Source organism: Bacillus sanguinis (genome assembly GCF_018332475.1).
In the GTDB taxonomy this organism is placed as follows: Bacteria; Bacillota; Bacilli; order Bacillales; family Bacillaceae_G; genus Bacillus_A; species Bacillus_A sanguinis.
Genome location: NZ_BOQB01000031.1, coordinates 1 through 26,034, shown reverse-complemented (window position 1 = coordinate 26,034; position 26,034 = coordinate 1). Strand labels below are relative to the sequence as shown.

Annotated in this window: 30 protein-coding genes and 1 pseudogene; 25 read left to right on the top strand and 6 right to left on the bottom strand. The window is 35.9% G+C overall.

Features of this window, described 5'->3' with window-relative positions; genetic code table 11:
- Nucleotides 1-22: 22 nt before the first annotated feature.
- From lit to KI369_RS04965, 4 genes are all read left to right on the top strand, one after another.
- A complete protein-coding gene (gene lit / locus KI369_RS04980; protein ID WP_212955237.1) occupies nucleotides 23-709 on the top strand; it encodes a lipoprotein intramolecular transacylase Lit in 687 nt (228 codons plus the stop codon).
- 107 nt (nucleotides 710-816) lie between these two features.
- Entirely contained in the window at nucleotides 817-1,605 is a 789-nt protein-coding gene (ypjB, locus tag KI369_RS04975) for a sporulation protein YpjB (RefSeq protein ID WP_000831600.1), read from the top strand.
- 112 nt (nucleotides 1,606-1,717) lie between these two features.
- A complete protein-coding gene (locus tag KI369_RS04970; protein WP_000499536.1) occupies nucleotides 1,718-2,398 on the top strand; it encodes a zinc metallopeptidase in 681 nt (226 codons plus the stop codon).
- 100 nt (nucleotides 2,399-2,498) lie between these two features.
- Nucleotides 2,499-3,140 carry a uracil-DNA glycosylase gene (locus KI369_RS04965; RefSeq protein ID WP_212955236.1) on the top strand — a complete coding sequence of 214 codons (642 nt, stop codon included), beginning with the start codon at nucleotides 2,499-2,501 and terminating at the stop codon, nucleotides 3,138-3,140.
- 28 nt (nucleotides 3,141-3,168) lie between these two features.
- On the opposite strand, the gene KI369_RS04960 is transcribed toward KI369_RS04965, so the two are convergent.
- The gene (locus tag KI369_RS04960; RefSeq protein ID WP_000203305.1) at nucleotides 3,169-4,050 is read right to left on the bottom strand and encodes a YitT family protein; all 882 of its coding nucleotides are present in this window, start codon (nucleotides 4,048-4,050) and stop codon (nucleotides 3,169-3,171) included.
- A gap of 268 nt (nucleotides 4,051-4,318) precedes the next feature.
- Between KI369_RS04960 and KI369_RS04955 the strand changes: the two genes are divergently transcribed.
- From KI369_RS04955 to KI369_RS04925, 7 genes are read left to right on the top strand one after another with little or no spacing between them, the layout of a single operon-like run.
- Nucleotides 4,319-4,660: a nucleotide pyrophosphohydrolase gene (locus KI369_RS04955; RefSeq protein WP_001992677.1), complete on the top strand. Its 342-nt coding sequence runs from the start codon at nucleotides 4,319-4,321 to the stop codon at nucleotides 4,658-4,660.
- Complete coding sequence (dapB, locus tag KI369_RS04950) at nucleotides 4,660-5,460, top strand: dihydrodipicolinate reductase (RefSeq protein WP_000658802.1); 801 nt, start codon at nucleotides 4,660-4,662, stop codon at nucleotides 5,458-5,460. Before KI369_RS04955 ends, dapB begins: the two co-directional genes overlap by 1 nt.
- 14 nt (nucleotides 5,461-5,474) lie before the next feature.
- Nucleotides 5,475-5,870, top strand: coding sequence for a methylglyoxal synthase (mgsA, locus tag KI369_RS04945; RefSeq protein WP_000684755.1), 396 nt, complete (start codon nucleotides 5,475-5,477; stop codon nucleotides 5,868-5,870).
- Between the two features lie 11 nt (nucleotides 5,871-5,881).
- Nucleotides 5,882-6,586, top strand: coding sequence for a bacillithiol biosynthesis deacetylase BshB1 (bshB1, locus tag KI369_RS04940; protein WP_212955235.1), 705 nt, complete (start codon nucleotides 5,882-5,884; stop codon nucleotides 6,584-6,586).
- Nucleotides 6,583-7,728, top strand: coding sequence for an N-acetyl-alpha-D-glucosaminyl L-malate synthase BshA (gene bshA, locus KI369_RS04935; protein WP_166702173.1), 1,146 nt, complete (start codon nucleotides 6,583-6,585; stop codon nucleotides 7,726-7,728). Before bshB1 ends, bshA begins: the two co-directional genes overlap by 4 nt.
- Nucleotides 7,715-8,908 (top strand): CCA tRNA nucleotidyltransferase, encoded by a 1,194-nt coding sequence (locus KI369_RS04930; protein ID WP_212955234.1) that lies wholly within the window; start codon nucleotides 7,715-7,717, stop codon nucleotides 8,906-8,908. Before bshA ends, KI369_RS04930 begins: the two co-directional genes overlap by 14 nt.
- Nucleotides 8,893-9,873: a biotin--[acetyl-CoA-carboxylase] ligase gene (locus tag KI369_RS04925; RefSeq protein ID WP_212955233.1), complete on the top strand. Its 981-nt coding sequence runs from the start codon at nucleotides 8,893-8,895 to the stop codon at nucleotides 9,871-9,873. The genes KI369_RS04930 and KI369_RS04925 overlap by 16 nt, the downstream gene beginning before the upstream one ends.
- Before the next feature lie 26 nt (nucleotides 9,874-9,899).
- Here the strand turns inward: KI369_RS04925 and KI369_RS04920 are convergent, their stop codons facing one another.
- Nucleotides 9,900-10,289 carry a cupredoxin domain-containing protein gene (locus KI369_RS04920; protein ID WP_212955232.1) on the bottom strand — a complete coding sequence of 130 codons (390 nt, stop codon included), beginning with the start codon at nucleotides 10,287-10,289 and terminating at the stop codon, nucleotides 9,900-9,902.
- 408 nt (nucleotides 10,290-10,697) lie between these two features.
- Here KI369_RS04920 and panB point away from each other — a divergent pair, with 408 nt between their 5' ends.
- The 10 genes from panB (at nucleotide 10,698) to KI369_RS04870 (ending at nucleotide 19,863) form a co-directional block, all read left to right on the top strand.
- Nucleotides 10,698-11,534 (top strand): 3-methyl-2-oxobutanoate hydroxymethyltransferase, encoded by an 837-nt coding sequence (panB, locus tag KI369_RS04915; RefSeq protein WP_212955231.1) that lies wholly within the window; start codon nucleotides 10,698-10,700, stop codon nucleotides 11,532-11,534.
- On the top strand, nucleotides 11,534-12,382 hold the full coding sequence (gene panC, locus KI369_RS04910; RefSeq protein ID WP_212955230.1) for a pantoate--beta-alanine ligase: 849 nt from the start codon (nucleotides 11,534-11,536) through the stop codon (nucleotides 12,380-12,382). The genes panB and panC overlap by 1 nt, the downstream gene beginning before the upstream one ends.
- A gap of 12 nt (nucleotides 12,383-12,394) precedes the next feature.
- Complete coding sequence (gene panD, locus KI369_RS04905; RefSeq protein ID WP_000490177.1) at nucleotides 12,395-12,778, top strand: aspartate 1-decarboxylase; 384 nt, start codon at nucleotides 12,395-12,397, stop codon at nucleotides 12,776-12,778.
- Between the two features lie 128 nt (nucleotides 12,779-12,906).
- Nucleotides 12,907-15,711: an ATP-dependent DNA helicase DinG gene (gene dinG, locus KI369_RS04900; RefSeq protein WP_212955229.1), complete on the top strand. Its 2,805-nt coding sequence runs from the start codon at nucleotides 12,907-12,909 to the stop codon at nucleotides 15,709-15,711.
- Between the two features lie 250 nt (nucleotides 15,712-15,961).
- Nucleotides 15,962-16,132 (top strand): YpmA family protein, encoded by a 171-nt coding sequence (locus tag KI369_RS04895; protein ID WP_061679511.1) that lies wholly within the window; start codon nucleotides 15,962-15,964, stop codon nucleotides 16,130-16,132.
- 7 nt (nucleotides 16,133-16,139) lie between these two features.
- The gene (locus KI369_RS04890; protein WP_212955228.1) at nucleotides 16,140-16,643 is read left to right on the top strand and encodes a cell wall elongation regulator TseB-like domain-containing protein; all 504 of its coding nucleotides are present in this window, start codon (nucleotides 16,140-16,142) and stop codon (nucleotides 16,641-16,643) included.
- A gap of 18 nt (nucleotides 16,644-16,661) precedes the next feature.
- Nucleotides 16,662-17,849: a pyridoxal phosphate-dependent aminotransferase gene (gene aspB / locus KI369_RS04885; protein ID WP_212955227.1), complete on the top strand. Its 1,188-nt coding sequence runs from the start codon at nucleotides 16,662-16,664 to the stop codon at nucleotides 17,847-17,849.
- 121 nt (nucleotides 17,850-17,970) lie between these two features.
- Complete coding sequence (dnaD, locus tag KI369_RS04880) at nucleotides 17,971-18,678, top strand: DNA replication protein DnaD (RefSeq protein WP_144610620.1); 708 nt, start codon at nucleotides 17,971-17,973, stop codon at nucleotides 18,676-18,678.
- 15 nt (nucleotides 18,679-18,693) lie between these two features.
- Nucleotides 18,694-19,341 (top strand): endonuclease III, encoded by a 648-nt coding sequence (nth, locus tag KI369_RS04875; RefSeq protein WP_000933025.1) that lies wholly within the window; start codon nucleotides 18,694-18,696, stop codon nucleotides 19,339-19,341.
- A gap of 3 nt (nucleotides 19,342-19,344) precedes the next feature.
- Complete coding sequence (locus KI369_RS04870; protein WP_212955226.1) at nucleotides 19,345-19,863, top strand: YpoC family protein; 519 nt, start codon at nucleotides 19,345-19,347, stop codon at nucleotides 19,861-19,863.
- Between the two features lie 22 nt (nucleotides 19,864-19,885).
- Here KI369_RS04870 and KI369_RS04865 read toward each other — a convergent pair whose 3' ends face one another.
- Both KI369_RS04865 and recU read right to left on the bottom strand, forming a co-directional pair.
- Nucleotides 19,886-22,576, bottom strand: a complete 2,691-nt coding sequence (locus KI369_RS04865) for a PBP1A family penicillin-binding protein (protein WP_212955225.1) — start codon at nucleotides 22,574-22,576, stop codon at nucleotides 19,886-19,888.
- Nucleotides 22,577-22,641: 65 nt separating this feature from the next.
- The gene (recU, locus tag KI369_RS04860; protein WP_212955224.1) at nucleotides 22,642-23,244 is read right to left on the bottom strand and encodes a Holliday junction resolvase RecU; all 603 of its coding nucleotides are present in this window, start codon (nucleotides 23,242-23,244) and stop codon (nucleotides 22,642-22,644) included.
- A 103-nt stretch (nucleotides 23,245-23,347) separates the two neighbouring features.
- On the opposite strand from recU, the gene KI369_RS04855 reads away from it, so the two are divergent.
- Entirely contained in the window at nucleotides 23,348-24,373 is a 1,026-nt protein-coding gene (locus KI369_RS04855; protein ID WP_212955223.1) for a DUF2515 domain-containing protein, read from the top strand.
- A 205-nt stretch (nucleotides 24,374-24,578) separates the two neighbouring features.
- Here KI369_RS04855 and KI369_RS04850 read toward each other — a convergent pair whose 3' ends face one another.
- On the bottom strand, nucleotides 24,579-24,755 hold the full coding sequence (locus tag KI369_RS04850; protein ID WP_001982922.1) for a hypothetical protein: 177 nt from the start codon (nucleotides 24,753-24,755) through the stop codon (nucleotides 24,579-24,581).
- Nucleotides 24,756-24,840: 85 nt separating this feature from the next.
- Between KI369_RS04850 and KI369_RS04845 the strand changes: the two genes are divergently transcribed.
- Both KI369_RS04845 and KI369_RS04840 read left to right on the top strand, forming a co-directional pair.
- Nucleotides 24,841-25,083 (top strand): hypothetical protein, encoded by a 243-nt coding sequence (locus tag KI369_RS04845; protein ID WP_212955222.1) that lies wholly within the window; start codon nucleotides 24,841-24,843, stop codon nucleotides 25,081-25,083.
- Between the two features lie 15 nt (nucleotides 25,084-25,098).
- The gene (locus KI369_RS04840; RefSeq protein WP_212955221.1) at nucleotides 25,099-25,443 is read left to right on the top strand and encodes a YppE family protein; all 345 of its coding nucleotides are present in this window, start codon (nucleotides 25,099-25,101) and stop codon (nucleotides 25,441-25,443) included.
- A 26-nt stretch (nucleotides 25,444-25,469) separates the two neighbouring features.
- Here the strand turns inward: KI369_RS04840 and KI369_RS04835 are convergent, their stop codons facing one another.
- Nucleotides 25,470-25,661: a YppF family protein gene (locus KI369_RS04835; protein ID WP_000242661.1), complete on the bottom strand. Its 192-nt coding sequence runs from the start codon at nucleotides 25,659-25,661 to the stop codon at nucleotides 25,470-25,472.
- Nucleotides 25,662-25,838: 177 nt separating this feature from the next.
- On the opposite strand from KI369_RS04835, the pseudogene KI369_RS04830 reads away from it, so the two are divergent.
- Nucleotides 25,839-26,034, top strand: a pseudogene (locus KI369_RS04830) (YppG family protein); the annotation flags it as partial.

Genomic DNA, 26,034 nt, shown 5'->3' with positions numbered 1-26,034 from the left:
TTAGAACATTTAGGGGGAGCAAATGAAGAAAAATAAGAGTGGTACAAAAATATTGAATCGATTGATTACGATAGTTGTTTCATATAGCATAGCATTTTCTATATTTGCACTCGCAACAACAGCGGTTGTATACGGAAAATGGCTATATTATTTTGAAATTGATTTTTTAAACATTCCAGATTTAGCGGATATGACGAAGGATGATATTAAAAGAAATTACGATGTGCTTATCACATATTTATCGCCGTTTTATGATGGAGCATTGCAGTTGCCAACATTAGATATGTCTACAAATGGCCGTATTCATTTTGTAGATGTTAAAAATATTTTAGTAAAGATTCAATATGTGATGTATGCGACAATTATGATTGCAATGATAGGCGGCATGTATTTGTTAAAAAAGAAAAATGAAAAGTTTTTACTACATGGATCTATTTTAACAATCATTTTTCCAATAGCGTTAATGTTACCGATTGCTATTAATTTTGAAAAGAGTTTTGTGATATTCCATAAGCTTTTATTCAGTAATGATTATTGGGTTTTTGATCCTGAGAAGGATCCGATTATATTAATGTTACCAGAAGAATTCTTTATGCTTGCTGCGTGTGCTATTTTATTATTCATTTTATTTGGTAGCATACTTTGTTACAGCTTGTATAGATATTTCGTAAAAAAGAAAAGGATTTCAAAGGAAAAATTCTCTGTTTAAAGAGAATTTTTTTGTTTGTAAAACGATAATATATTTTTCGGTCCAGTTCTGTTCTATTCTTGTCCCAATGAACATATTTTGTACTAGTAGTTATAGGGGGGACCGTGATGAAGAGAACATTAATTGGACTGATTGCATTTCTAATTATCATGTTTCCGTTACGTATATATGCTGAGGAGTGGAGTGAACTAACAGGGTTGTTAGATGACTCATTACAATTAGTGAAGCGTAATGAAGATGAAAAAGCAGTACAAGTACTACAACATTTCTCGGAGCAGTTTGTCATAAAGGGGAATGAAAAGAAGCAGGAAGTAACGCCAGATCAAGTTAGAGTTATTTCTTTAGCTTACGATAGGGCGAAACAATCTCTCGCAGAAGAAGATGTAAGGAAACAAGTTAAAATTGATAATGTGTTAGCCCTGCAGCTCGCTGTCGATGCACAAGTATCGAAATATCAACCACTTTGGATGGAAAGAGAAGGAAAAGTAATGGATGCCTTTTCTCAAATGGAAAAAGCGATGAAAAAAGAAGATACGGGACAGTTTCAACAAACGTTAAACACATTTTTACATGAATTTAATATTATTTATCCAAGCTTAATGATTGCCTTGCCAGAAAATGAAGTGCAGCGTGTAAATGCCCATTTATCTTATTTGGATGAATTTCGTAACGTTATGTTAAAAACAAAAGGCGGGCAAATGCAATTAGGAATCATTAAAGGGGATTTGCAAAAAATATTTCATACAGTAAAAAAAGATGAAATTGCACCTTCTCTCATTTGGTTTATGACGATTACTGGAGGTCTTATTTTATTCACATTAACTTATGTTGGATGGAGAAAGTATAAAGGAGAGAGAGAAAAAAGAAAAAGTAATGTCCATTCTAAGAATAGATAATGTAATAAATAAAGATACGGATTGTAAGGTTTATTCATTGACAATGGTGGCAGAAGAAAATAGAATGAGAAGTACTATACTTAAAACTTCAATGGAGGTTCAGAGATTCATGATGTTTTATTTAATTTACTTCGCGATCATTTTGATCATACCGTTGTATGCACAGTCAAAAGTACGTAGTGCCTATAGCAAGTATTCACAAGTTTATTCAACATCAGGTATGACAGGAGCAGAAGTGGCTCGGAAAATCTTAGATGAAAATGGATTATACAACGTAGCTGTAGAAGAAACACCAGGTCATTTATCAGACCATTATGATCCAACTGCCAAAACAGTTCGATTATCAACAGATAACTATTACGGTCATTCAGTTGCTGGTACAGCAGTTGCAGCACACGAAGTAGGACACGCAATTCAAGATGCAAAAGATTATAACTTTATGCGTATTCGTCATTCGTTAGTGCCAGTTGCGAACTTTGGATCGAATATTTCTTGGATATTTATTATGATCGGTATTTTTGCATCGATGGCCAACATGATATTTTTAGGTATCATTTTAATGGCAGCAGGTGTTGTGTTCCAACTTGTTACATTACCAGTTGAGTTTGATGCATCAAAGCGTGCGATGCAACAAATTGAAGCGTTAGGTATCGTATCAACAGATGAATATGGGCAAGCTCGTAAAGTATTAAATGCGGCAGCATTAACATATGTAGCAGCTGCAGCCGTAGCGGTATTTGAATTATTACGTCTCGTATTGATTTATACTGGTATGCAGCGTAGCGATGACTAAAGACTATCAATTTTGATAGTCTTTTTTGTTTTGTGGATTGAATTATATAATGTATTGCAAATAGAAATAATAGAAGTAATGTGGAAAGGCGGTGGGGGGAATGAAATATCCAGACCATTTAGTAAAACAGGTGAAAGAGCGTAGTGCTCCTTATCAATTAGAAGGTTTTTTAAGTGGACAAGGCCCTGAAAATCCGGAATTTATGTTGTTAGGAGAAGCGCCTGGTGAAACAGAAATTCATAATGGGATTCCGTTTAGCGGGAGAGCGGGAAAACAATTAATGGGTTTTTTAGAACGTATTCACGTTACAAGGGAAGAAGTATATATTACGAGCGCTGTTCGGAGTAGACCTTATAAGTGGCGAGAGAAAAAAGAACGAAATGGTTCTATTATACAAAAAAAGTATAATAGAACGCCAAATCAAGGAGAAATAGTTGCCCATGCACCTTTGTTAGATTATGAATTAGAGAAACTAAATCCGAAGCTAATCGTCACGCTTGGCAATATCGGTCTTCAACGTTTAACAGGAAAAGATAAAAAAATCACAGATGTACACGGGCAATTATTAAAACAGCCCATTCAAAAATTAAAGGATATGCAAAGTGCAGAATTTACATGGTCAGAGAAAGAATATCATATTTTTCCGACCTTCCATCCTGCTTCCATTTTTTATAATCGGAGCTTATTGGAGCTTATTTATGAGGATTTAGAGAAACTTAAGCAATATGTAATAAAAAACTAGAAAAGCTAAAAAGCTTTTCTAGTTATGTTTATGTATGTAATGGGTTTTTATTTTCATCCAACGTAAAACCTTCACCAACTACATCATGTACGTCACTTACTGCAACAAATGCATGAGGATCTACAGAAGTAATAATATTTTTTAATTTCACGATTTCATTTTTAGCAACAACGCAATACAATACGTTCCGTTCCACTTTTGTATACGATCCAACAGCTTTTAAAAAGGTTGCTCCGCGCTCCATCTCAGATAAAATTTTAGCAGCAATTTCATCGTTTTTATCTGAGATAATAGTTGCTCCTTTTGCTGCATAGGCTCCTTCTTGCATAAAATCAATGACCTTCGCCCCGATAAAAACAGCAACTAACGTATACATACCCTCGCGATATGATAAATAGGTAAGGATAGAGACGATAATGACGATAGCATCAAACATAAACATCGTTTTCCCCATACTCCAGCCAACATATTTATGAGCGAGTCTCGCAATAATATCTACACCGCCAGTAGTTCCGCCGTATTTAAATATGATCCCGAGACCGATACCAATAAATGCCCCAGCAAATAAAGCTGCGAGTGTCATATCATTTTGTAAGTTTAAATGTAAGTTGAGAACTTCGTAACGCTGAAAAATCCATAGAAATAAAGATACGCTAAAGGTACCGATTAGTGTATAGATAAATGTTGTTCTTCCAAGTAATTTCCAACCGATGAAAAATATAGGGATATTTAAAATTAAGTTTGAATAAGAAGGATCAAACTTAAATAGAAAATACAATAATAGTGTAATACCGGTAAACCCACCTTCTGCAAGGTGATTTTCAATATTGATATTCACAATACCGAAAGAAAAAATAGCGGAACCGATTAAAATAAAAATGATATTTCGAATCTTCAAATTTGATGTCATATAGAAATCCCCCTAATTATGTAAATGGCATTGCTCCGCTGAAACGGTAAAACATAATGATAAGTAATTTCTAGTTGCTAGTGAAAATAGTGAAGGCTATAAAAATCGATTGGTTCTGGTTGATTTTTTGCCAAAAACGCAAAAGAAGTTTCACTTTATTATAATCTTTCCCAAAAAGGGTCGCAAATAGGTGTTTGGCGGGGAATAATATTTGTCAAATCGCGATGAATTGGCTAACATGAAAGAGGAAGGATTAGAGGTGAATTGTATGGAAGCGAAAACGATGAAGGATATGCAGAAAGAAGTTGATGCATATATTGGTCAGTTTAAAGAAGGTTATTTCAGTCCACTTGCAATGATGGCTCGTTTAACGGAAGAAATGGGGGAGCTTGCAAGAGAGGTTAATCATTATTATGGTGAGAAACCGAAGAAAACAACTGAAACAGAACGTAGTATTGAAGAAGAGCTTGGAGATGTATTATTTGTTATGATTTGTATGGCAAATAGTTTAAATATTGATTTAGAAACAGCACATAACATTGTAATGAATAAATTTAATACTCGCGATAAAGATCGCTGGACACGTATTGATGAGGGAGAGAAAGAATAATGAAAGAAATTAAAGTAATTATCGCTGGACCAAGAGGACGTATGGGACATGAAGCAGTTCTTCTTATGGAAAGAACGGAACATTTTAATTTAGTAGCAGCAGTGGATTATAAGCATGGTGGAGAGAAAATCTCTGATTTACCGGGAATGCCAGCGCTAGATGCACCTATTTACGCAGATTTACATACTTGTTTAGAGGAAGTAGAAGCAGATGTGTTGTTAGATTTAACAACGCCAGAAGTTGGGAAACAACACGTTACACTAGCAGTTGAGCGTGGACTTCGTTCTGTTATTGGTACAACTGGATTTACAGAAGAAGAGCTAAAACAATTAACCGAGACCGCGAAAGAAAAAGCAGTAGGAACAATTATCGCTCCAAACTTTGCAATTGGTGCAGTTCTTATGATGAAATTCTCACAAATGGCAGCGAAATATTTCCAAGATGTTGAAGTAATTGAATTGCATCATGATCAAAAACTAGATGCACCATCTGGTACAGCGGTAAAAACAGTAGAATTGATTCGTCAAAATCGTGAATCAAAGCAGCAAGGTCATCCAAATGAAGTAGAGCAACTAGAAGGGGCTCGTGGTGCAAATGTAGATGGCATTCATATTCATAGTGTACGTTTACCAGGACTTATTGCACACCAAGAAGTAATGTTTGGTGGAGACGGACAAATGTTAACAGTTCGTCATGATTCATTCAATCGTGCATCATTTATGTCTGGTGTAAAACTATCAATTGAGACAGTAATGAATCTAGATCATCTTGTGTACGGTTTAGAAAATATTATCGACTAAAGGGGAGACAATGGATGAAAATTGCCTTAATCGCACATGACAAAAAGAAAGACGACATGGTTTCGTTTGCATACGCATATAAACCAATTTTTGAACAACATGAATTATTTGCAACAGGAACGACAGGACTTCGTATTATGGAAGCGACCGGCTTAGTTGTAACAAGATATCAATCTGGTCCTCTTGGCGGCGATCAAGAAATTGGTGCAATGATTGCAAAAAATGATTTAGACATGGTAATTTTCTTCCGCGATCCATTAACAGCACAGCCGCATGAACCGGATGTGAATGCATTGCTTCGTTTATGTGATGTATATGCAATTCCACTTGCGACGAATATGGCAAGTGCTGAAATGTTAATGCACGCATTAGAGCGAGGAGATTTAGATTACCGCAAGTTAAGAAAATGAGGGGAACAATTATGAGTGGATTACATATATTAGCGTTTGGTGCTCATGCCGATGATGTTGAAATCGGCATGGCGGGTACCATTGCTAAATATACGAAGCAAGGGTATGAAGTAGGTATTTGTGATTTAACAGAAGCTGATCTTTCTTCTAACGGAACGATAGAGTTAAGAAAAGAAGAAGCAAAGGCGGCAGCTCGTATAATGGGAGTAAAAACGAGACTAAATTTAGCGATGCCAGACCGTGGTTTGTATATGAAAGAAGAGTATATACGTGAAATTGTAAAGGTAATTCGTACATATAAACCAAAACTAGTTTTTGCGCCGTATTATGAAGATCGTCATCCAGATCATGCAAATTTTGCAAAACTTGTGGAAGAAGCTATTTTTTCAGCGGGAATTCGCAAATATATGCCAGAGGTTCCACCACATCGTGTGGAGTCTTTTTATCATTATATGATTAATGGTTTTCATAAACCGAATTTTTGTATAGATATTAGTGAATACGTATCGCAAAAAGTGGAAGCATTAGAAGCGTATGAAAGTCAGTTTTCAACAGGGAGTGATGGTGTGAAAACGCCGTTAACAGAAGGTTACGTTGAAACTGTAGTTGCCCGTGAGAAAATGTTTGGAAAAGAAGTTGGAGTTTTATATGCCGAAGGGTTTATGAGTAAGAAACCGGTTTTATTACATGCTGATTTAATAGGGGGATGTAAATGAAATTAAAAATAGGTATTACATGTTATCCTTCTGTAGGTGGTTCTGGAGTTGTTGGAACAGAATTAGGAAAGCAATTAGCGGAACGCGGGCATGAAATTCATTTTATTACATCGGGTTTACCATTCCGGTTAAATAAAGTGTATCCAAACATTTATTTTCATGAAGTGACGGTAAATCAATACTCTGTATTTCAATATCCACCATACGATTTAGCATTAGCGAGTAAAATGGCAGAGGTTGCACAAAGAGAAAATCTAGACATTTTACATGTGCATTACGCAATACCACATGCCATTTGTGCTTATTTAGCAAAACAAATGATTGGAGAGCGTATTAAAATTGTTACAACCTTGCATGGAACAGATATTACTGTGTTAGGATCCGACCCTTCGCTAAATAATTTAATTCGTTTTGGTATTGAGCAATCTGATGTTGTGACGGCTGTCTCGCATTCATTAATTAACGAAACGCATGAGCTTGTAAAACCAAATAAAGACATTCAAACCGTATATAACTTTATAGACGAACGTGTATATTTCAAACGTGATATGACCCAATTAAAGAAAGAATACGGTATAAGTGAGAGTGAAAAGATACTCATTCACATTTCAAACTTCCGTAAAGTGAAACGTGTGCAAGATGTTGTGCAGGCATTTGCTAAAATTGTTACAGAAGTAGATGCGAAGTTGCTTCTTGTTGGAGATGGACCAGAATTTTGCACGATTTTACAGTTGGTGAAAAATTTACATATTGAAGATCGCGTCTTATTCTTAGGGAAGCAAGATAATGTTGCAGAGCTACTTGCGATGAGTGATTTAATGTTACTTCTATCAGAGAAAGAGAGTTTTGGTCTTGTTTTATTAGAAGCGATGGCGTGTGGTGTACCTTGTATCGGAACAAGGGTTGGAGGTATTCCAGAAGTCATTCAACATGGTGAAACAGGATATTTATGTGAAGTTGGCGATCCAACAGGAGTGGCAAATCAAGCCATTCAGCTATTAAAGGATGAAGAACTTCATCGTAATATGGGAGAGCGAGCGAGAGCAAGTGTTTACGAGCAGTTCCGCTCTGAAAAAATCGTCTCACAATATGAAACGATTTACTATGATGTACTAAGGGATGACAAAAATGGAAAGATTTAAAAAAGCTAGTTCTATTATCGAGACTTTAAAGCAACAAGGGCATGAGGCCTACTTTGTCGGTGGAAGCGTACGAGATCTTATTATCGATAGGCCGATTGGAGATATTGATATTGCGACATCTGCTTTACCAGAAGAAGTGATGGCTATATTTCCAAGACATGTTCCTGTTGGTCTTGAGCATGGAACTGTAATTGTAGTAGAAAATGGTGAACCTTATGAGGTAACTACTTTTCGAACAGAGAGCGAATATGAAGATTTTCGAAGACCAAGTAGTGTTCAATTTGTTCGTTCATTACAAGAGGATTTAAAACGTCGTGATTTTACAATGAATGCAATTGCAATGACAGAAGAAGGCAAAATGGTTGATTTATTTGCTGGACAGCAAGCGATTCAAAATAGAGAAATTGTGACAGTTGGCAATGCTGCGGATCGTTTTCAAGAAGATGCCCTGCGAATGATGCGTGGTATTCGGTTCGTAAGTACGTTAGGTTTTTCTTTAGAAACGAAAACGAAACAAGCAATTGAAACATATGGACATTTACTGGAACATATAGCAATTGAGCGAATTACAGTGGAGTTTGAGAAACTGTTAACTGGCACATACTGCGTGAAGGGTTTGCAAGAATTAGTAGAAACGAAGCTCTTTTCTCATCTGCCATATTTACAAATGTCAGAAGAGAGATTGTTAAAAGCTACGCAGTATAAATGGGATTCTTTTGAAACAGACATTGAGGCATGGGCATTTTTCTTATATTGTATCGGGGAAGAGCATCCATCTGTCTTTTTACGTCAATGGAAGTTTTCGAATAAAAAAATAAAAGATATCGTCGCAGTTTTATTAACAATCCGTACGAGAAAGGAGAAGGATTGGGATACAATTCTTCTTTATAAAACGGGAATTCATATCGCTGAAATGGCAGAAAGAGTATATGAAGCGATGATTGAAAGCTACGATAATACATCTGTGAAACGAGTACAAACGTTGTTTGAAGCGTTGCCAATCAAGAGTCGCCAAGAAATGAATGTGACTGGGAATGATTTATTAAACTGGGCAAATAAAAAGCCAGGTCCGTGGGTTGCTGAAATAATTCAAAAAGTTGAAGAAGCAATCGTACAAGGAAATGTAGTTAATGAGAAAGAGTGTATAAGGGAGTGGCTGCAAGAATGCAATCTACTATAAGAAAGCAGTTATTACAAGTTTTTTCGGAAGCGGATGGCGAGTTTGTATCTGGCCAAACGATTAGTGATAAACTTGGTTGTTCAAGAACCGCCGTGTGGAAACATATGGAGGACCTTCGGAATGAGGGATATGAACTTGAAGCTGTGCGTCGATTAGGTTATCGAATTGCGGGTAAGCCAGACAAAGTGACTGCTAATGAAATTCAGTTAGGACTACAAACGAAACATATTGGTAGAACGGTGTATTTTGAAGAATCTGTAGAATCTACGCAGCATATTGCAGCAAAACTTGCTTATGAAGGTGCAGAAGAAGGAACGATTGTTGTGGCAGAAGAACAAACATCGGGCAGAGGTCGTTTAAGCAGGAAATGGTATTCGCCAAAAGGAACTGGAATTTGGATGAGTATTATTTTACGTCCATCAATCCCGGTTCATCATGCACCACAACTTACTTTGTTAGCGGCTGTTAGCGTTGCACAAGCACTTGAAAAGTGTACGGGTGTAAACGTAGGAATAAAATGGCCAAATGATATTTTGATTCAAGGCAAAAAGGCTGTAGGTATATTAACAGAGATGCAGGCGGATCCTGATAAAATTAATGCTGTCATTATGGGTATTGGTATTAATGCGAATCAAAAGCAAGAACATTTTGATGAGGAAATTCAGCATATTGCTACTTCTTTAGCAATTGAATCTGGTAAGCCGATTGTTCGCGCGGAGCTTATGCAACAAATCTTTTTACAACTAGAAAAATTATATGAAGAGTATTTACAAAATGGTTTCTCTGTCATTAAAATTCTTTGGGAAAGTTACGCTGTGAGCATCGGGAAAGAAATTACCGCTCGAACGATGAGAGAGACGATTACAGGGGTAGCAAAAGGAATTACAGAGGATGGTGTATTGCTTCTAGAGGACCACGAAGGAAAAGTACATCACATTCATTCTGCGGATATCGAAATTAAGTAAAAGAAGTTCCTTTTTGGAACTTCTTTTTATTTGACTATTACTTTGCCTTCCATTCCTTTAAGAAGATGGTACCGGCATATTAATTCATATGTACCAGTATTTTTAGGTTTTACGGTAATGTTTTTTTCTTTTCCTGACTCGACTACGACGTCAATGCCGAGTTTTTTTACTGTAAAGGTGTGCTCGCTTTTACCTTTGTTTTTCAAAAGAAAGGTTGTGGATTGTTCAATCGGAATCGTGACGACATTAGGGTTAAAGTAATCATCATTCAGTTCAACTTCAATGACTTTCGTTGCATCGATAGGTTGTGTTACGACGTTAACTGAGGCAAATGCATGGAAGGAGCTAAAAGTTATCATCCCTACAATTATCACAAGTAGACCGGTGAATCGAAATAACCATTTGTTCATAGACATTCGTAATTCTCCTTTTGTAAGTACTTTCCCCAATTAACCTGCATCATTAGTTCACGAGTTATACAATGCATGTAAAAAAGCTGTTTCTCCTTTCTATAAGTGCGTTAATTGTAAAAATTTCACATACCGTAATGGGGATAAAAATTATTTTTTCAAAAAAATGTAGTAATTCCTTTTTGGAGTTTGCTATAATTAGTTCGAATGTGGGCAGTATCAGATCGAACTGCACCATGATTCGAAGCAATATGAAAAATAATAACTTGGATTCTGCCTTGATCCAATAACGGACTGGGACAGAGGGATGAATAATGCCGACTAACACACAACCCTTCTGCCCTTTTATGGCCAGAGGGGTTTTTTATATGATTTCGGCCATCTCCTCTCTCCTGCATAAAGGAGGAGTAGTTTTTGAAAACAAAAACAGATTTTTTGAAAATGAAAGAGCAAGGTGAGCCGATTACAATGCTAACGGCGTATGATTACCCATCTGCTAAGTTAGCAGAAGAAGCTGAAGTTGATATGATTCTAGTTGGAGATTCCCTTGGGATGGTTGTGCTCGGCTACGATTCAACAGTACCTGTAACAGTAGAGGATATGATTCATCATACGAAAGCTGTACGCCGAGGAGCGAAAGAGACGTTTATTGTAACTGATATGCCATTTATGTCGTACCATGTGTCGCTGCAAGATACGATGGTGAATGCACGCCGCATCGTTCAAGAAAGTGGTGCTCATGCACTGAAGGTAGAAGGTGCAGGGGAAGTGGTATCAACGATTCATTACTTGACGAACGCGGGAATTCCTGTCGTGGCGCACTTAGGCTTAACTCCTCAATCTGTAGGAGTACTAGGTGGGTATAAAGTACAAGGAAAAGATGCTGAAAGTGCAAGGAAATTAATAGAAGATGCGAAGAGATGTGAGGAAGCTGGTGCAATTGCGCTTGTGTTAGAATGTGTGCCAATGCAATTAGCGGAATTAATTTCGAAGCAATTAACAATTCCGACGATTGGAATTGGAGCAGGGAAAAAAGTAGATGGGCAAGTACTTGTTTATCATGATCTTATCTCATACGGCGTAAATCGTGTTCCGAAATTCGTGAAGCAATATACGTCTGTTCAAGGGGAGATTGTACGAGGGATTTCACAATACGTTACTGAAGTAAAGACAGGGCAATTTCCAGAAGAAAAACATTCATTCACAATGAAAGAGGAAGAGTGCTTAGCGTTATACGGAGGAAAACAATAATGAAAATCGTAACTACAGTGCAAGAGATGCAGCAAATTACAAAAGAACTGCATGCAAGTGGAAAAAGTATTGGTTTTGTCCCAACGATGGGTTATTTACATGAAGGGCATGCGACTTTATTACGTCAGGCAAGAAAAGAAAATGAAATTGTAGTGTTAAGCGTGTTTGTTAATCCGCTACAGTTTGGACCGAATGAAGATTTAGATCGATACCCTCGTGATATTGATAGAGATGAAAATGTAGCAAAAGAAAACGGTGTAGATTATTTATTTTATCCGAGCGTAGAAGAAATGTATCCAGTAGAACAAACGACAACAGTAGAAGTTGTGAAGCGTACCGATGTATTATGTGGCAAACAAAGACCTGGTCATTTCGCTGGTGTTGCGACTGTACTAATGAAACTATTTAATATTACATTACCAACGCGTGCTTATTTCGGTATGAAAGATGCGCAGCAAGTTGCTGTTATTGAAGGATTTGTCGCTGATTTTAATATTCCGGTTACGATCGTACCAGTAGATATTGTAAGGGAAGAAGACGGATTAGCGAAGAGTTCTCGTAACGTGTATTTATCACAAGAAGAGCGTGAAGAGGCCCCTCAATTATACCGCAGTCTATGTGTAGCGAAGGAGAGAATTGAGGCAGGCGAACGTAATGCAGAAATCATTACAACTCTTGTGAAAGAGTATATTGAGACGTATACGAAAGGAACTGTAGATTATGTTGATTTATATGCTTATCCTTCACTACAAGAAATGGATGAAATTGAAGGACGAATTATTTTAGCGATCGCAGTTAAATTTGAGAATGTACGATTAATTGACAATATAACATTAACGGTTGAATAAGGGGGAGCATCTATGTTTCGCACAATGATGAGAGCGAAGTTACACCGCGCAACAGTAACAGAAGCAAATTTAAATTATGTAGGTAGTATTACAATTGATGAAGATTTAATGGATGCAGTAAATATTGTAGAAAATGAAAAAGTACAAATTGTAAATAACAATAATGGTGCTCGCTTAGAGACATATGTTATTAAGGGAGAACGCGGTAGCGGTGTTGTTTGTTTAAATGGTGCAGCTGCAAGGCTTGTGCAACCAGGGGATAAAGTTATTATTATTTGCTACGGTTTAGTGGCAGAAGAAAATATTCATAAACAAGAGCCGAAAATTGCAGTATTAGACGATAATAATCAAATTATTGAAATGTTAGGTGCTGAAAAAGCGGGTACGATATTATAAGTGAGCAGGCTATCTCTATTACGGAGATAGCTTTTTTGTGCATCTTTTCATTAAGATGAGATAAAACGTGGTATAGTAACATTATATAATTTTGTGTTTGATAGGTAAGAAATTGAGGTGTTACATATATGAGTAAGCGTTATGTCGTTGTGGATTTAGAGACGACAGGGAACTCCTGGAAGGATGGGAAAGATAAAATTACCCAAATTGCAGCTGTTGTAGTGGAAGATGGAGAGATATTAGAAATTTTTTCATCTTTTATTAATCCGAAGAGAGAGATTCCGCCATTTATTACAGAGTTAACAGGGATTGATGAGAGTATGGTTAAGCAAGCCCCGTTATTTCAAGATGTAGCCCCGATGGTTGTTGAGCTATTACAAGGTGCAGCTTTTGTTGCACATAACGTTCACTTTGATTGGAATTTTTTAACGGAAGAATTAAGGCAGGCTGGATATACAGAAATACATTGTCCAAAAGTTGATACAGTTGAGTTGGCGCAAATTCTTTTGCCGACAGCTGATAGTTATAAATTACGTGATTTAGCTAAACAACACGAACTAGAGCACGATCAACCGCATCGTGCGGATAGTGATGCTCTTGCAACAGCGGAATTGTTTTTACAATTTTTAAATGAAATTGAAAAGTTACCACTTGTCACCTTGCAATCGCTCTATGAATTAAGCGATGTTTTTCAAAGTGATATAGCGGATGTACTTTCTGAAAATATTTTAAAGAAAATGATGCACGGTAAAAAAGCGGCTGAGGGGTATGAAGTGTATCGAAATATTGCACTTCGAAAACGGAATTATTCTTTAAATCTCAGTGAAACATGTTCATCTAAATTTGATGCTTTCTTGCATAAGACAATTGATAAACTTGAATTGAATATGCCAAAGTTTGAAAAAAGAGAAAGCCAACAAATTATGATGAAGGAAATATATACAGCACTAAGAGATTCTAGGTTCTCGCTAATTGAAGCAGGAACAGGAACAGGAAAGACTCTTGCATATTTACTTCCAAGTATTTATTTTGCAACGAAAAAAGAGGAACCTGTCATCATAAGTACCCAAACAGTACAACTGCAACAACAAATATTAGAAAAAGAAATTCCGTTATTACAGAAAATAATGCCATTTTCATTTGAAGTAGCTCTTTTGAAAGGAAGAAAGCATTATCTTTGTCTACATAAATTTGAATATGCTTTGCAAGAGGAAGAGAAAAATTATGATATGGCGCTCACAAAGGCAAAAATTTTAGTGTGGTTATTGCAAACGGAAACTGGTGACCGGGATGAATTAAATATTCCTGAGGGCGGAAAGTTACTTTGGAACCGTATTTGTAGCGATGTGCATAGTCCAGGTGGGATACAAAGCAACTGGTATAGCCGTTGTTTTTATCAACGAGCAAAGAATAAAGCATTATTTGCAGATATCGTCATAACAAATCATGCTTTATTATTTCAAGATTTTTCAAGTGAAGAACCATTATTTGCTTCATGTGAACATATTATTTTTGATGAAGCTCATCATATCGAGGAAGCGGCGAGTAGAACATTAGGTGAACAGTTCTCCTGTATGTATTTCCAGCTAGTTTTATCTCGTCTTGGTACGCTAGAAACAGATGATGTACTTTCTAAAGTATATAAAATGATGAAAAAATCAGAGCAAGCCTCTCGTTCAACTTTCCGTATGGTGAGTCATAGTTTGAAGGAATTGAAATTTGATGCGGATGAGCTATTCCAAATGTTACGTGCTTTTATCTTTAAGCAAACAAAGCAGGAACAAGGGATAAGCAATATGCCACTCATTTATCGATATAACACGGAAGTAGAGAAAGGTAAGTTATGGGATAGTATTACCGAGTTAACAAATCGTTTTGTATACGATGTAAGAAAACTGTTGAATGCACTTGAGAAGCAAGTTGAAATATTGCAAAGTAAATTAGAATGGGAGATGCATGTTGTTACAGGTGAATTTATGCATTTAATTGAGTTGTTGAGAAAGATGGAACAATCTTTACAGTTACTCATTTTAGAAAAAAATTCATACGTGACATGGATGGAAACTGAAACGAAGGGAACAATTCATTCAACGGTTTTATATGCACAGCCTGTTCATATTGGTGAAAGATTTGCGGATGAATTTTTAACACAAAAAAAGAGTGTTATTTTCACATCAGCAACGTTAACAGTAAATGATTCATTTGACTATATAAAAGAGGAGCTAGGTTTACATGATTTTGCTCCAAATACATTACAGGTCCCGTCACCATTCCATTTTGAAGAACAGATGAAATTAATGGTTTCAACAGATGTGCCGTTTATTAAGCAAGCAAGTAATGAAGAGTATATTGAATCTGTGTCAGCACATATTGCAAAAATAGCGAAAGCTACAAAAGGTAGAATGCTTGTTTTGTTCACTTCGTATGAAATGTTGAAAGAAACGTATACGAATTTGAAAAACGATGAGGAATTAGAAGGGTATTTATTATTAACGCAAAGTGTGAATAATAAGAGCCGAAGTCGTCTCATCCGTAAATTTCAAGAATTCGACAAATCGATTTTGTTAGGAACAAGTAGTTTTTGGGAAGGGATAGATATACCTGGAGATGCCCTTAGTTGTCTTGTTATTGTCCGGCTTCCCTTTACACCTCCTCATCAACCGATGATGGAAGCAAAAGGAGAGTGGTTAAAAAATCAAGGAGAAGACGTATTCGCTAAGTTAGCACTCCCGCAAGCAATCTTACGTTTCAAACAAGGATTTGGTCGTCTGATTAGAACAAGTACAGATACCGGAACGGTATTTGTATTAGATCGTCGTTTGACAAGCGCTTCTTATGGGAAACGTTTTTTACAATCAATCCCAACTGTCCCGCTTTATGAAGGCCCTTTAGAAGAATTGTTAGAACAATTAAGAGAACGGCCAACTGAATAAAATTGGAAGAAAAATACGCCTGAAGTACATTTAAACTTCAGGCGTAAAAAATGTGGGTAGGAGGAATTTTATTTTTCTTACTTCTTGTATACAAAATGTATTGGTTTTCGACTTGAAACCTTTTTTTGCAGTACATGTCCTGCTATAATAGATGGGTGATGAAGCAGGGGTTGTAAAGAATGTACTCTTATTGTAACCGCATTGCGTTCTTCTATAATTAGAAATTTTTGTGTAACGGAGGAGTTTTTTCATGGATAAGAAAATCGAAGTCCTATCAACGACGCGTCTTAAATATTCGTCTGACTTGTATAAAGTCGTTGATAGTTTGAATCGTACGTTAAAAGAGCAGGACCTCATGTTCGGATTAGCATTAGACGAAAAAGATAAAGAAACAGCTGTATTTACGATTTACAGAACGTAGTGATACAATGAAAAAGTGGATCTTTGCAATCGTTATCGTAATCGTTGCTAGCGGAATATATGGGGCGTATGTTTATAATAAAGCAATGGAAAAGAAAATCCCTAAAGAGGCAAAATCTGTAGAAATTGCGAAAGAGAAGGCAAAGCTTACAAAAGTAAAATCTGTTGATTATTATAACGGAGAATCTTCATATACAGTCGTACAAGGTACAGATGAAAAAGGAGAACAACTTATTGTTTGGGTGCCTGAGAAAAAAGGGGAAACTATAGTAAGGAAAAAGAGCGAAGGTATTTCCGAAAAAGATGCTTTACAAAGAACGATTGAACAAGTCGGAGATGACAGTAAAGAGCCCAAGAGTAGGCCTAAAGAAATTTTAAAAGTAAAATTAGGCGTTGAAAACAATATACCACTATGGGAAGTTACATATATTGATGATGACAATCGTTATAGTTACTACAATCTTGCATTTCAAGATGGTCAGTTTTTAAAACGATATAGCATTGAAAAATAGATGTAGGGGGAACTACAAATGAAATTAGCAAAGCGAGTAGCTGCTTTAACACCATCTGCAACTTTAGAAATTACAGCAAAGGCACAAGCATTAAAAGCTGAAGGTCATGATGTAATTGGATTAGGGGCAGGAGAACCTGACTTTAATACGCCAGAACATATTATGGATGCTGCACATAAAGCGATGTTAGAAGGACATACGAAGTATACACCAACAGGTGGATTACAAGCTTTAAAACAAGAGATTGTGAAGAAGTTTACTCGCGATCAAGGAATTGCGTATGATTCTTCCGAAATTATTGTATGTAACGGCGCAAAGCATGCATTATATACATTATTCCAAGTATTACTTGATGAAGGAGATGAAGTTATCATCCCTACGCCTTACTGGGTAAGTTATCCGGAACAAGTAAAGCTTGCTGGTGGTAAGCCGGTTTATGTAGAAGGCCTTGAAGACAATGAATACAAGATTACAGCGAAGCAGCTGCGTGAGGCAATTACAGAGAAAACGAAAGCAGTTATTATTAATTCACCGAGCAATCCAACAGGAATGATTTACAGCAAAGAAGAATTACAACAGCTTGGAGAAGTATGTTTAGAACATGATATTTTAATCGTTTCAGATGAAATTTATGAAAAATTAATTTATGGTGGAGCAGAATATACTTCGGTTGCCCAGCTTTCTAATGCATTAAAAGAACAAACACTTATTATTAATGGTGTATCTAAATCTCATTCTATGACAGGATGGCGTATTGGATATGCAGCAGGAAATAAGCAGCTTATTAAAGCGATGACGAACTTAGCGAGTCATAGTACGTCAAACCCTACTTCAATCGCTCAATACGGCGCAATCGCGGCATATGCAGGCTCACAAGAACCTGTAGAAACAATGCGTCAAGCATTTGAAGAGAGATTAAACATTATTTATGATAAATTAATTCAAATCCCTGGCTTTACTTGCATTAAACCACAAGGTGCATTTTACTTATTCCCTAATGTAAAAGAAGCTGTAGCTTTATCAGGATACGAAAACGTTGATGATTGGGCAAAAGCTCTATTAGAAGAGGAAAAAGTGGCTCTTGTACCAGGTACAGGATTTGGTGCTCCAAATAACGTTCGTTTATCATATGCGACATCTCTTGAACAAGTAGAGAAAGCGTTAGAGCGCATTCATACGTTTATGAAAAGTAAAGTGCAAGCTTAATTGTATATTTTATTAACGCAATACAAAAAACCTTCCTACATAATAGGGAGGTTTTTTTGACGAATTGTGGCAAAAAGAAATAGCGAAAGGTGTGTTATACTAGAGAGCGAGGTGTTTGGTGATGAAAAAGAAAATGATGTTACAATGGTTTGAGCAGGGAAGCATTGCAATTCCAAAATTACTTATGATGCATTATAAAAAATTAGGGTTAAATGAAACGGAATTTATGGTTGTACTTCATGTACACACATTTTTAGAATCGGGTAATACATTTCCGACTCCGTCAGAGATTTCAGAACGGATGACGATTAGTGAAATGAAATGTATGGAAGTAATTCAGACATTGATTCAAAAAGGTTTTTTATCATTAGAAGGTGGACAAAAATCAGAAGCGATGATGTGTGAAAGTTATTCTTTACAACCGCTTTGGGAAAAAATATTGCATTTCTTAATGAATGAATCAATAGAGGAAGAACAAAAAGAAATAAAACAATTGCAAGTAAATTTATATACAGTATTTGAAAAAGAATTTGGAAGACCACTTTCTCCATTTGAATGTGAGACATTGGGAATGTGGGAAGATCAAGATCAACATCATCCGAATTTAATTCAAGCGGCCCTCAGAGAAGCCGTAATGAGTGGTAAGCTTAATTTCCGATATATTGATCGTATTTTATTTGAGTGGAAAAAGAATGGTATTAAAACAGTAGATCAAGCCCAAAACCAAGGACGAAAATTTAGAGCAAATCAACAACGAACGCAGCAAACGACAAAACAAGAGACGAAATTTACTGGGAAAGTGCCTTTTTATAATTGGTTGGAGCAGTAATATAGGAGGAAGTGTATGTTAAATAAAACGCAAATTCGCTATTGTTTAGATACAATGGCGGATATGTACCCAGAAGCACATTGTGAATTAATTCATGATAATCCGTTTGAATTAGTAATCGCAGTAGCATTATCTGCACAATGTACAGATGCACTTGTAAATAAAGTGACGAAAAATTTATTTCAAAAATATAAAACACCAGAAGATTATTTAAGTGTTTCTCTAGAAGAATTACAACAAGATATACGTTCTATTGGATTGTATAGAAATAAAGCAAAAAACATTCAGAAATTGTGCAGAATGTTATTAGATGATTACAATGGGGAAGTGCCGAAGGATCGAGATGAGCTTACAAAGTTACCAGGTGTAGGTCGGAAAACAGCAAACGTAGTTGTTTCGGTAGCGTTTGGTATTCCGGCAATTGCTGTTGATACGCATGTAGAGAGAGTGAGTAAACGGTTAGCGATTTGTAGATGGAAAGATTCGGTGTTAGAAGTAGAAAAGACGTTAATGAAGAAAATTCCGATGGATGAATGGAGCGTTACACATCACCGTATGATTTTCTTTGGACGTTATCACTGCAAGGCACAGCGACCACAATGTGAAGAGTGCCCTTTACTAGAAGTATGTCGAGAAGGAAAGAAGCGAATGAAGGGGAAATAAAGGATGGAGCGAGTTATAGAAATACCGAGAGAATTTCGGTGCTTACCATTTTTTAAAGAAAGTATAAATTCGATTGCGTATTATACAGAACAATCTTTTGAAGAAACAATACAAAAGACTTATTTTATATATGATATTGAAAGACGATATGAGCCATGGAATGAAATTGAAAACAGTATTCCGGTAATGTTGAATGTATGGAAAAATAATCATGAGGACATTGCTACTTTATTTCGAAACAGAAAGAAACAAGAAGCTGAAGGTCCGATGATTCTTTTTGCAGCACATTTATTATCAATTGTATATTGGCTAAATGAGCAACCTGTTCATAGTTTGAATAAAATAGAAGATTTTACGAGTGAATTGGAAGTGCAACCAGTTAATTTTATGGAGAGATATTCATTCATTATAAAGAAACCGAATAATTATCATTCCTATATTCAGTTAGCGCAGTTGTATATTGAAATAGAAAAGCTATACGTAAAGAAAATGATAACAAAAAAGAAGTCCTTTTCTCGTTAAGAGAAAGGACTTCTTTTTTGTATTAAGACTCTGTTGTAACAACATTTCCGTCTGCGTGAGGTGTATCTCCACCGGTATTTTGTTGTTCTTGCTGTTGTTGCTCTTGTTGTTTCTGCTGTTCTTCTTCAGCTTTTTTTCTAGCAGCCTCTTCTTCAGCTTTCTTTCTAGCAGCTTCTTCTTCGGCTTTCTTTCTAGCGGCTTCTTCTTCAGCAGCCTTTTTCTGAGCTTCTTCTTGTTGTTTACGTTGTTGTTCTTGTTGCTCTTGTTGTTTACGCTGCTCTTCATCAGCGTTTTTCTTAGCTTCTTCTTGTTTTAGTTTATCTTCATTCGCTTTTTTCTGAGCTTCCTCATCAGCTTTTTTCTTAGCTTCTTCTTCAGCCGTCTTCTTAGCCTCTTCTTCAGCTTTCTTCGGGTCTGGAGTTCCGCCAGGTGCAGTGAAGGATGCACCAACTGCAGGGCTTGTTCCAGTACCTTTTTTCGCTACTACAGAGAAGCTGTAAGTAACGCCTGGTTTAATACCCCCAAGAGTAGCTGTTGTACCTTTTATTGATAAACTACCACTTGAACCGTCAGTCGCTTTATAGCTTGCGGCATACGCATCAACTTCTGCTGGTCCAGACCAGTTTAGTGTAACTGTGCTAGCGCCATCGAAAGTGACATTAAGACCACTAGGTGCATCTACTTTAATTTGTTTAATTGCATCTTTTTTAGCACCTTTTACGTACAATTCACCATTTAATTCTTGTACAGAAGAAGGGCGTTCGAAACGAGTTTTATCTGTAGCGAATTTACTCATCATTACTTGGAACATTTGCTGTGCAATTCTAGTAGAGCGATCACCAATGTAATTTTCTGGGCTATCTTTTTCGTAACCAGTCCACACTGCCATTGTATATTGCGGTGAATATCCAGCGAACCAACTATCTCTGTTTGCATCAGCTGGTATGCCATATTTTTTTATAACTGATTCATCAAAGTTTTGTGTTCCTGTTTTACCTGCTACGTCTATACCTGAAACGTATGCTGTTGGACCTGTACCACCAGACCCAGGTTTTACTACGTCACGAAGTACGTCAGTAACCATATATGCTGTATAGTCGTGCATTGCACGTTGTTCTTTCGGCTTAAAGTTTTTCTTTTTCCCATCTGGGAAGATGACTTCTTTTACGAAATGAGGCTTATTATATACACCGTCATTACCAAATGCGGCATATGCACCTGCTAGTTCTAATGGAGAACTATCGTTACTACCAATTGCTGTTGATTCATATGTTTTGCCGTCTTTAAATGTCATACCCAAGCCTTCAGCAAACGCTTGTGACTTAGGAAGACCAACCTGTTGGGCTGTCTTTAAAGCTGGGATGTTTAATGATTTTTTCAAAGCTTCACGTAGTGAAACGTCACCTTTGTAACTATTTGTTGCATTTCGTATTTTTTTACCATTGGAATACGTATACTCTGAGTCATTTAATTGATGGTATGTAGACCATTGTAAATTCTCAATTGCTGGACCGTAGTCGAAAATTGGTTTCATTGTTGAACCAACTTGGCGTTTTAAATCGATGGCCATATTATGACCTTTGAAAGTAGACTTACTTTCTTTACGCCCAGCTCCAATTGCTCGAACTTCTCCAGATTGTGTATCCATAAATACGAATGATCCTTGGAATTGATCGTTCGGATACTTAATAAGATTGCCGTCCATAATTTTATCAGCGTAATCTTGAGCATCTTGATCAAGTGTTGTATGAATTGTTAAACCATCTGAACCGATATTTATATCGGGATATTCTTTTTCAACTTCTTTTACAACAGCATCTAAAAATGCTTGATACTTCATCTCAGTTACTTCTGAAGACGGTTGAAGACCCTCAGTTACAGAGATGTTCATTGCGTTATTCATTTCATCTTTTGTTATATAACCATGTCGATTCATTAATGATAATACGACGTTACGACGTTGTGTAGCTCGTTCAACGTTGTCTTTTTTTGTTGGATCATAAATATTAGGACCTTGGGGTAAACCTGCAAGCATTGCAGCTTCATGTAACTGTAAGTCTTTTAAATCTTTGTTATAATATTTTTTGGCAGCTGTTGCAATACCGTACGAACGGTTACCTAAGTTAATCTTATTTAAGTACATTTCTAAGATCTCATGTTTAGAGTATTGTTGCTCTAATTTGTAAGATAGGTACCATTCTTGTACTTTTCTCTTTGCAGTTTTGTCCATCGTTAGAAAATAGTTTTTGACTACTTGTTGTGTAATCGTACTACCACCTTGAGATCCGAACCCTCCAGTGACATTTTCCATAACTGCTTTTGTAGTTCGTTTAAAATCAATTCCATTATGATCATAGAAACGTGAATCCTCAGTTGCAAGGAATGCACTTTCAACTACCTTTGGAATTTGATCATACGTAACGTGGGTTCGTTTTTCAGCACCATATTCATAGAAAAAGTTCCCATTCTTATCAAGAAACTTTGTTGATAAAGGATTGACAAGTTTTGATTTGTCTAATTTTGGAGCGTCCTTCACCATAACAAAGAAAGCGGAAACGCTAGCTACAAGACCAACGATACCAAGAAGTAGACAACCTATAAGGAATTTTTTAAAAAAGGAGCCTTTTTTCTTTGGTTTTTTCTCTTTATTTGTTTCTTGCTTTTGATTTTTTACATGATTTCGTTCTGTACGAGAACGATAATTATCTGACATTATACTTTCTCCTACCTTTCATTCTCTCCCCAAAAGTCGAAAAAAGAGCCTTAGTGATGACTCTATCACGAAAAATAAACCGTGTCTAGTACACGGATATAATCAATCCGAGGGTGATAACCGCATGATAATAAAGATCCATGCTCTTCTATTTCTTCTTTCGTAATCGATTTCCGTCCACCAGTATTTTGACGATTCCAAAATACAATAATATGTTTTGCATCTAATAAATAAAGTTCATCAAAAAGTGTAAATTTAATAATGACAAATGCAATTCCATTATGAGCGATTACTTGCTTCATATGTTCAATTTGATGAAGGTGGAAGTTTTGAAGTGGAAAGCTGGTTTTATTTTTTGTTTCTTTCGCTTCAAAATCGATGTATTTCCCTTTATATACACCGTTGTAATCTGTTGTAGAAGGTTGTTTAAAATACGCTTCTTTTACCACTGCAGCACTTCGAGCGGGGTAATCTACTTTTACAATTTGAAGAGGAGTAGGTTTTTTATGTACGCATGCAATATTATGGGTTAAGTAATATTCATTTGTTTCATTCAATTCCTCTTCCAGGGACATACCTCTATTACTATAAGTATGTTTTTTAATTGGTGTTTTATGAGGTTGTGAAGCTTGATTGTATCGTTTTCCGTTTGGGTAACGAATGGTCATAGTGTGTCCACTCCCAACTTGCTAAGAATTACTTACAAAGGTGATTATAACAAAAAATGAAAAAAGATGTGACCTTTTTGAAGAAAGGTATGATGACTTATTCATGTTTACTTGGAATGATTATGAAAAAATTAAACAATATCGTAAAAATATGGTCTGTACAGAAGAAGAAAAAACAATCGTTTACAACATTAAGAGGAGAATAGAAATAGCTAATATGGACAACATTTCTCGAACACAGTCCTATCAAGAATTTTATGTAAGAAATAGTGAAATTAGGTGGGCTTTTTTAGCAAGTATGGTCTCGAGAAATGCGGGATGGAATATGACTGATTTAAAAGGGAGGTATTATGCTACTGTTTTACCTCAAACGGTAAAAAAACATTTGTTTCTGACTTATGAAGAAGCGAATTGGCTTATTTTTTTAGATGCATTTCCTCAGCTATTGTTATACGAAGAAAGTAAGAAGAGGCAGGTACCGCTATTCTATTTGTTACAATATTTCAACGTATCAATTTTTATGGAAAAAGAATGGATATATTTTTGGGAGAAAAAAGATATAAATAGGCTCATGACAGCGCTTATTATAAATGAGCAAAATAAAATTCAAAAACCAGTTATTGAGAATGCATATTTTAAAAAACATGTATTCCATACTGTACTTTTTAAATTGCAAGAAATGCTTCATATTAGTGCTGTTATTTTTCCAACCGTTGAAGGGAGGATGTATGGTTTTTCAGTTTATCAATTTGAAACGTTACAAAAGCGTATAGAATTAGGGAAGAAATTAGCGGATTTACTGTTTCATCCGAATTATAAAAGCTTATTCCATAGGTTTGCATTGCAAACTATACACACAGGATCAAGAGCAGATTATGAATGTTATGTAAGAGGAGCGAGAAAATCTTGTACGCGAGCCCTTAGAGAGGTTTATCCTGTCGTTGCACATAAAGAAATAAGTATGAGAGATTGGTTTTGTAGAGATACGGAAATAAATGAGTTGTTTTTACCGGAAGGGTATAAAGGTGAAGTTGATATAACAGAATGGTATGAAAGAAAGAGGGAGCAAATCTATGTTGTTTCTATTGTAAATCGTTTTGTTAAAAGGATGGATGAGTTCGTGATATAATAAAAAAGAAGTCCCGTCTTCATTTATGAAGACGGGACTTCTTAATGTGAAGTAATCCTGCCATGTGTTCGGAAAATTTAATCTCAAAACGTAATGAACATAAGAGATTAAGGGTGCTTCAAAAATTAGCTTTTTGTAAAAGCCCGATTGGTGAAGACTAATAATCAATGGAGGGTAAAAATCCCCGACTGATTAAAGTTTCACTTTATGTAGCAGGGAAGTTTGGACCATCTAACTTTGGATTGCCAGTCTCGGGTTTATTTTGTTTGTTTTGTTTTTTCTTTTTTTCGTTTTTGTTCTTTGCCATTTTCATACACCTCCTTTTTGTATTGTTACCATTTCTATAAATGACATACAAAATGATTTCTTTGACGAATAACAACTAGTTTTGTCATGTGGGCAGGAGTGAGGAATCATTCGGCGAAATTACATGACAAAGGAAAAGCAAAGAAGGGGGCGTTTTGTATATGGCGATGGTTCAGAAGGAAGATGTAATGAAGACAATGGATCAAGTGTTAAGTTCTCTCGATTTGCTGGAAATGAATATAGGGATTAGAATGAATCATGCATTGAAGGATAAGAGTGAAAAAATATGTAATAAGATAGAAATAACAGAAATGCATATTGAGCATATGGAAAATAAATTAGTGCATCACGAAGAAAAAGGGAATTGGGTGAAGGCATTTCAAAACGTCGTAGTGAGTGCATAATAAGGTGGGAATGAAATGAAGTATGAAGCATTAATACAGTCTTCAGAAAAACTCATGCAGTATAATAATGAAGCTGATGTAAAAAAAAGAGAAATGATTGAATACGATTTTTATAAAGATATGAAACCATTTGTAGATATGGTAGATGAGGAATTAAAGGTGTGGAAAGAATTAGCTTATACATGGATTAAGGAAGAAAAACCAAAGTATATACATGTACAGCAAATTGATCAAGTGTACGATAATTTACAGACAAATGTGTTGCAATGTTTTGTAAATAAAGGTAAAGGTAAGCGATTCTTTGAAACACATCAAGCTATTTCGTATACTTTGCAAAATATAATTGAGCAATGTAAGTAACAAGAGGGAGAGCCCTCTTGTTTTTTTTATGCTTCTGTCATTGTTGTAGGTTTTGTTGCACCGTTTATTTCTAATTCTTTTATTAATGTTCGGTAATCTGAAATACATATTTTTCCTTCGAGATACCAATGTCTCGCAAAGTCTAACAGTTCATTTACATTCTCTGTGTAATACCCTTTTTTTTGAGAAAACGCTTGTTTTAAATCCCCTAATACCATGTTGATTCCTCCCCCATGAGAATCTTCTTCTTTATTATCATAGCATGGAAGGGTTTTCTTTTTTAATTTTTTAAAAATTTAAACTTCCGACAAAAATAGACAGATACTCCGTCACACAAATTATTTTAAAAGTACATATTATATATGTAGAAACTTATGTGAAGGAGGAGAGAATGCATGTTTCAACAATCTAACGTATATCAGCAATCTAATCCATATGCACAGCAAAATATGTACCAATATAACACGGATACATATTTACGATATAATATGTATCCTTTCGAGCCTCATTATGGAAATCAGAATTATTACCAGCCGTTTGAAGTGTCGTTTATGAATCAACCGCAACAACAGCAGCAACCTTATATGGATC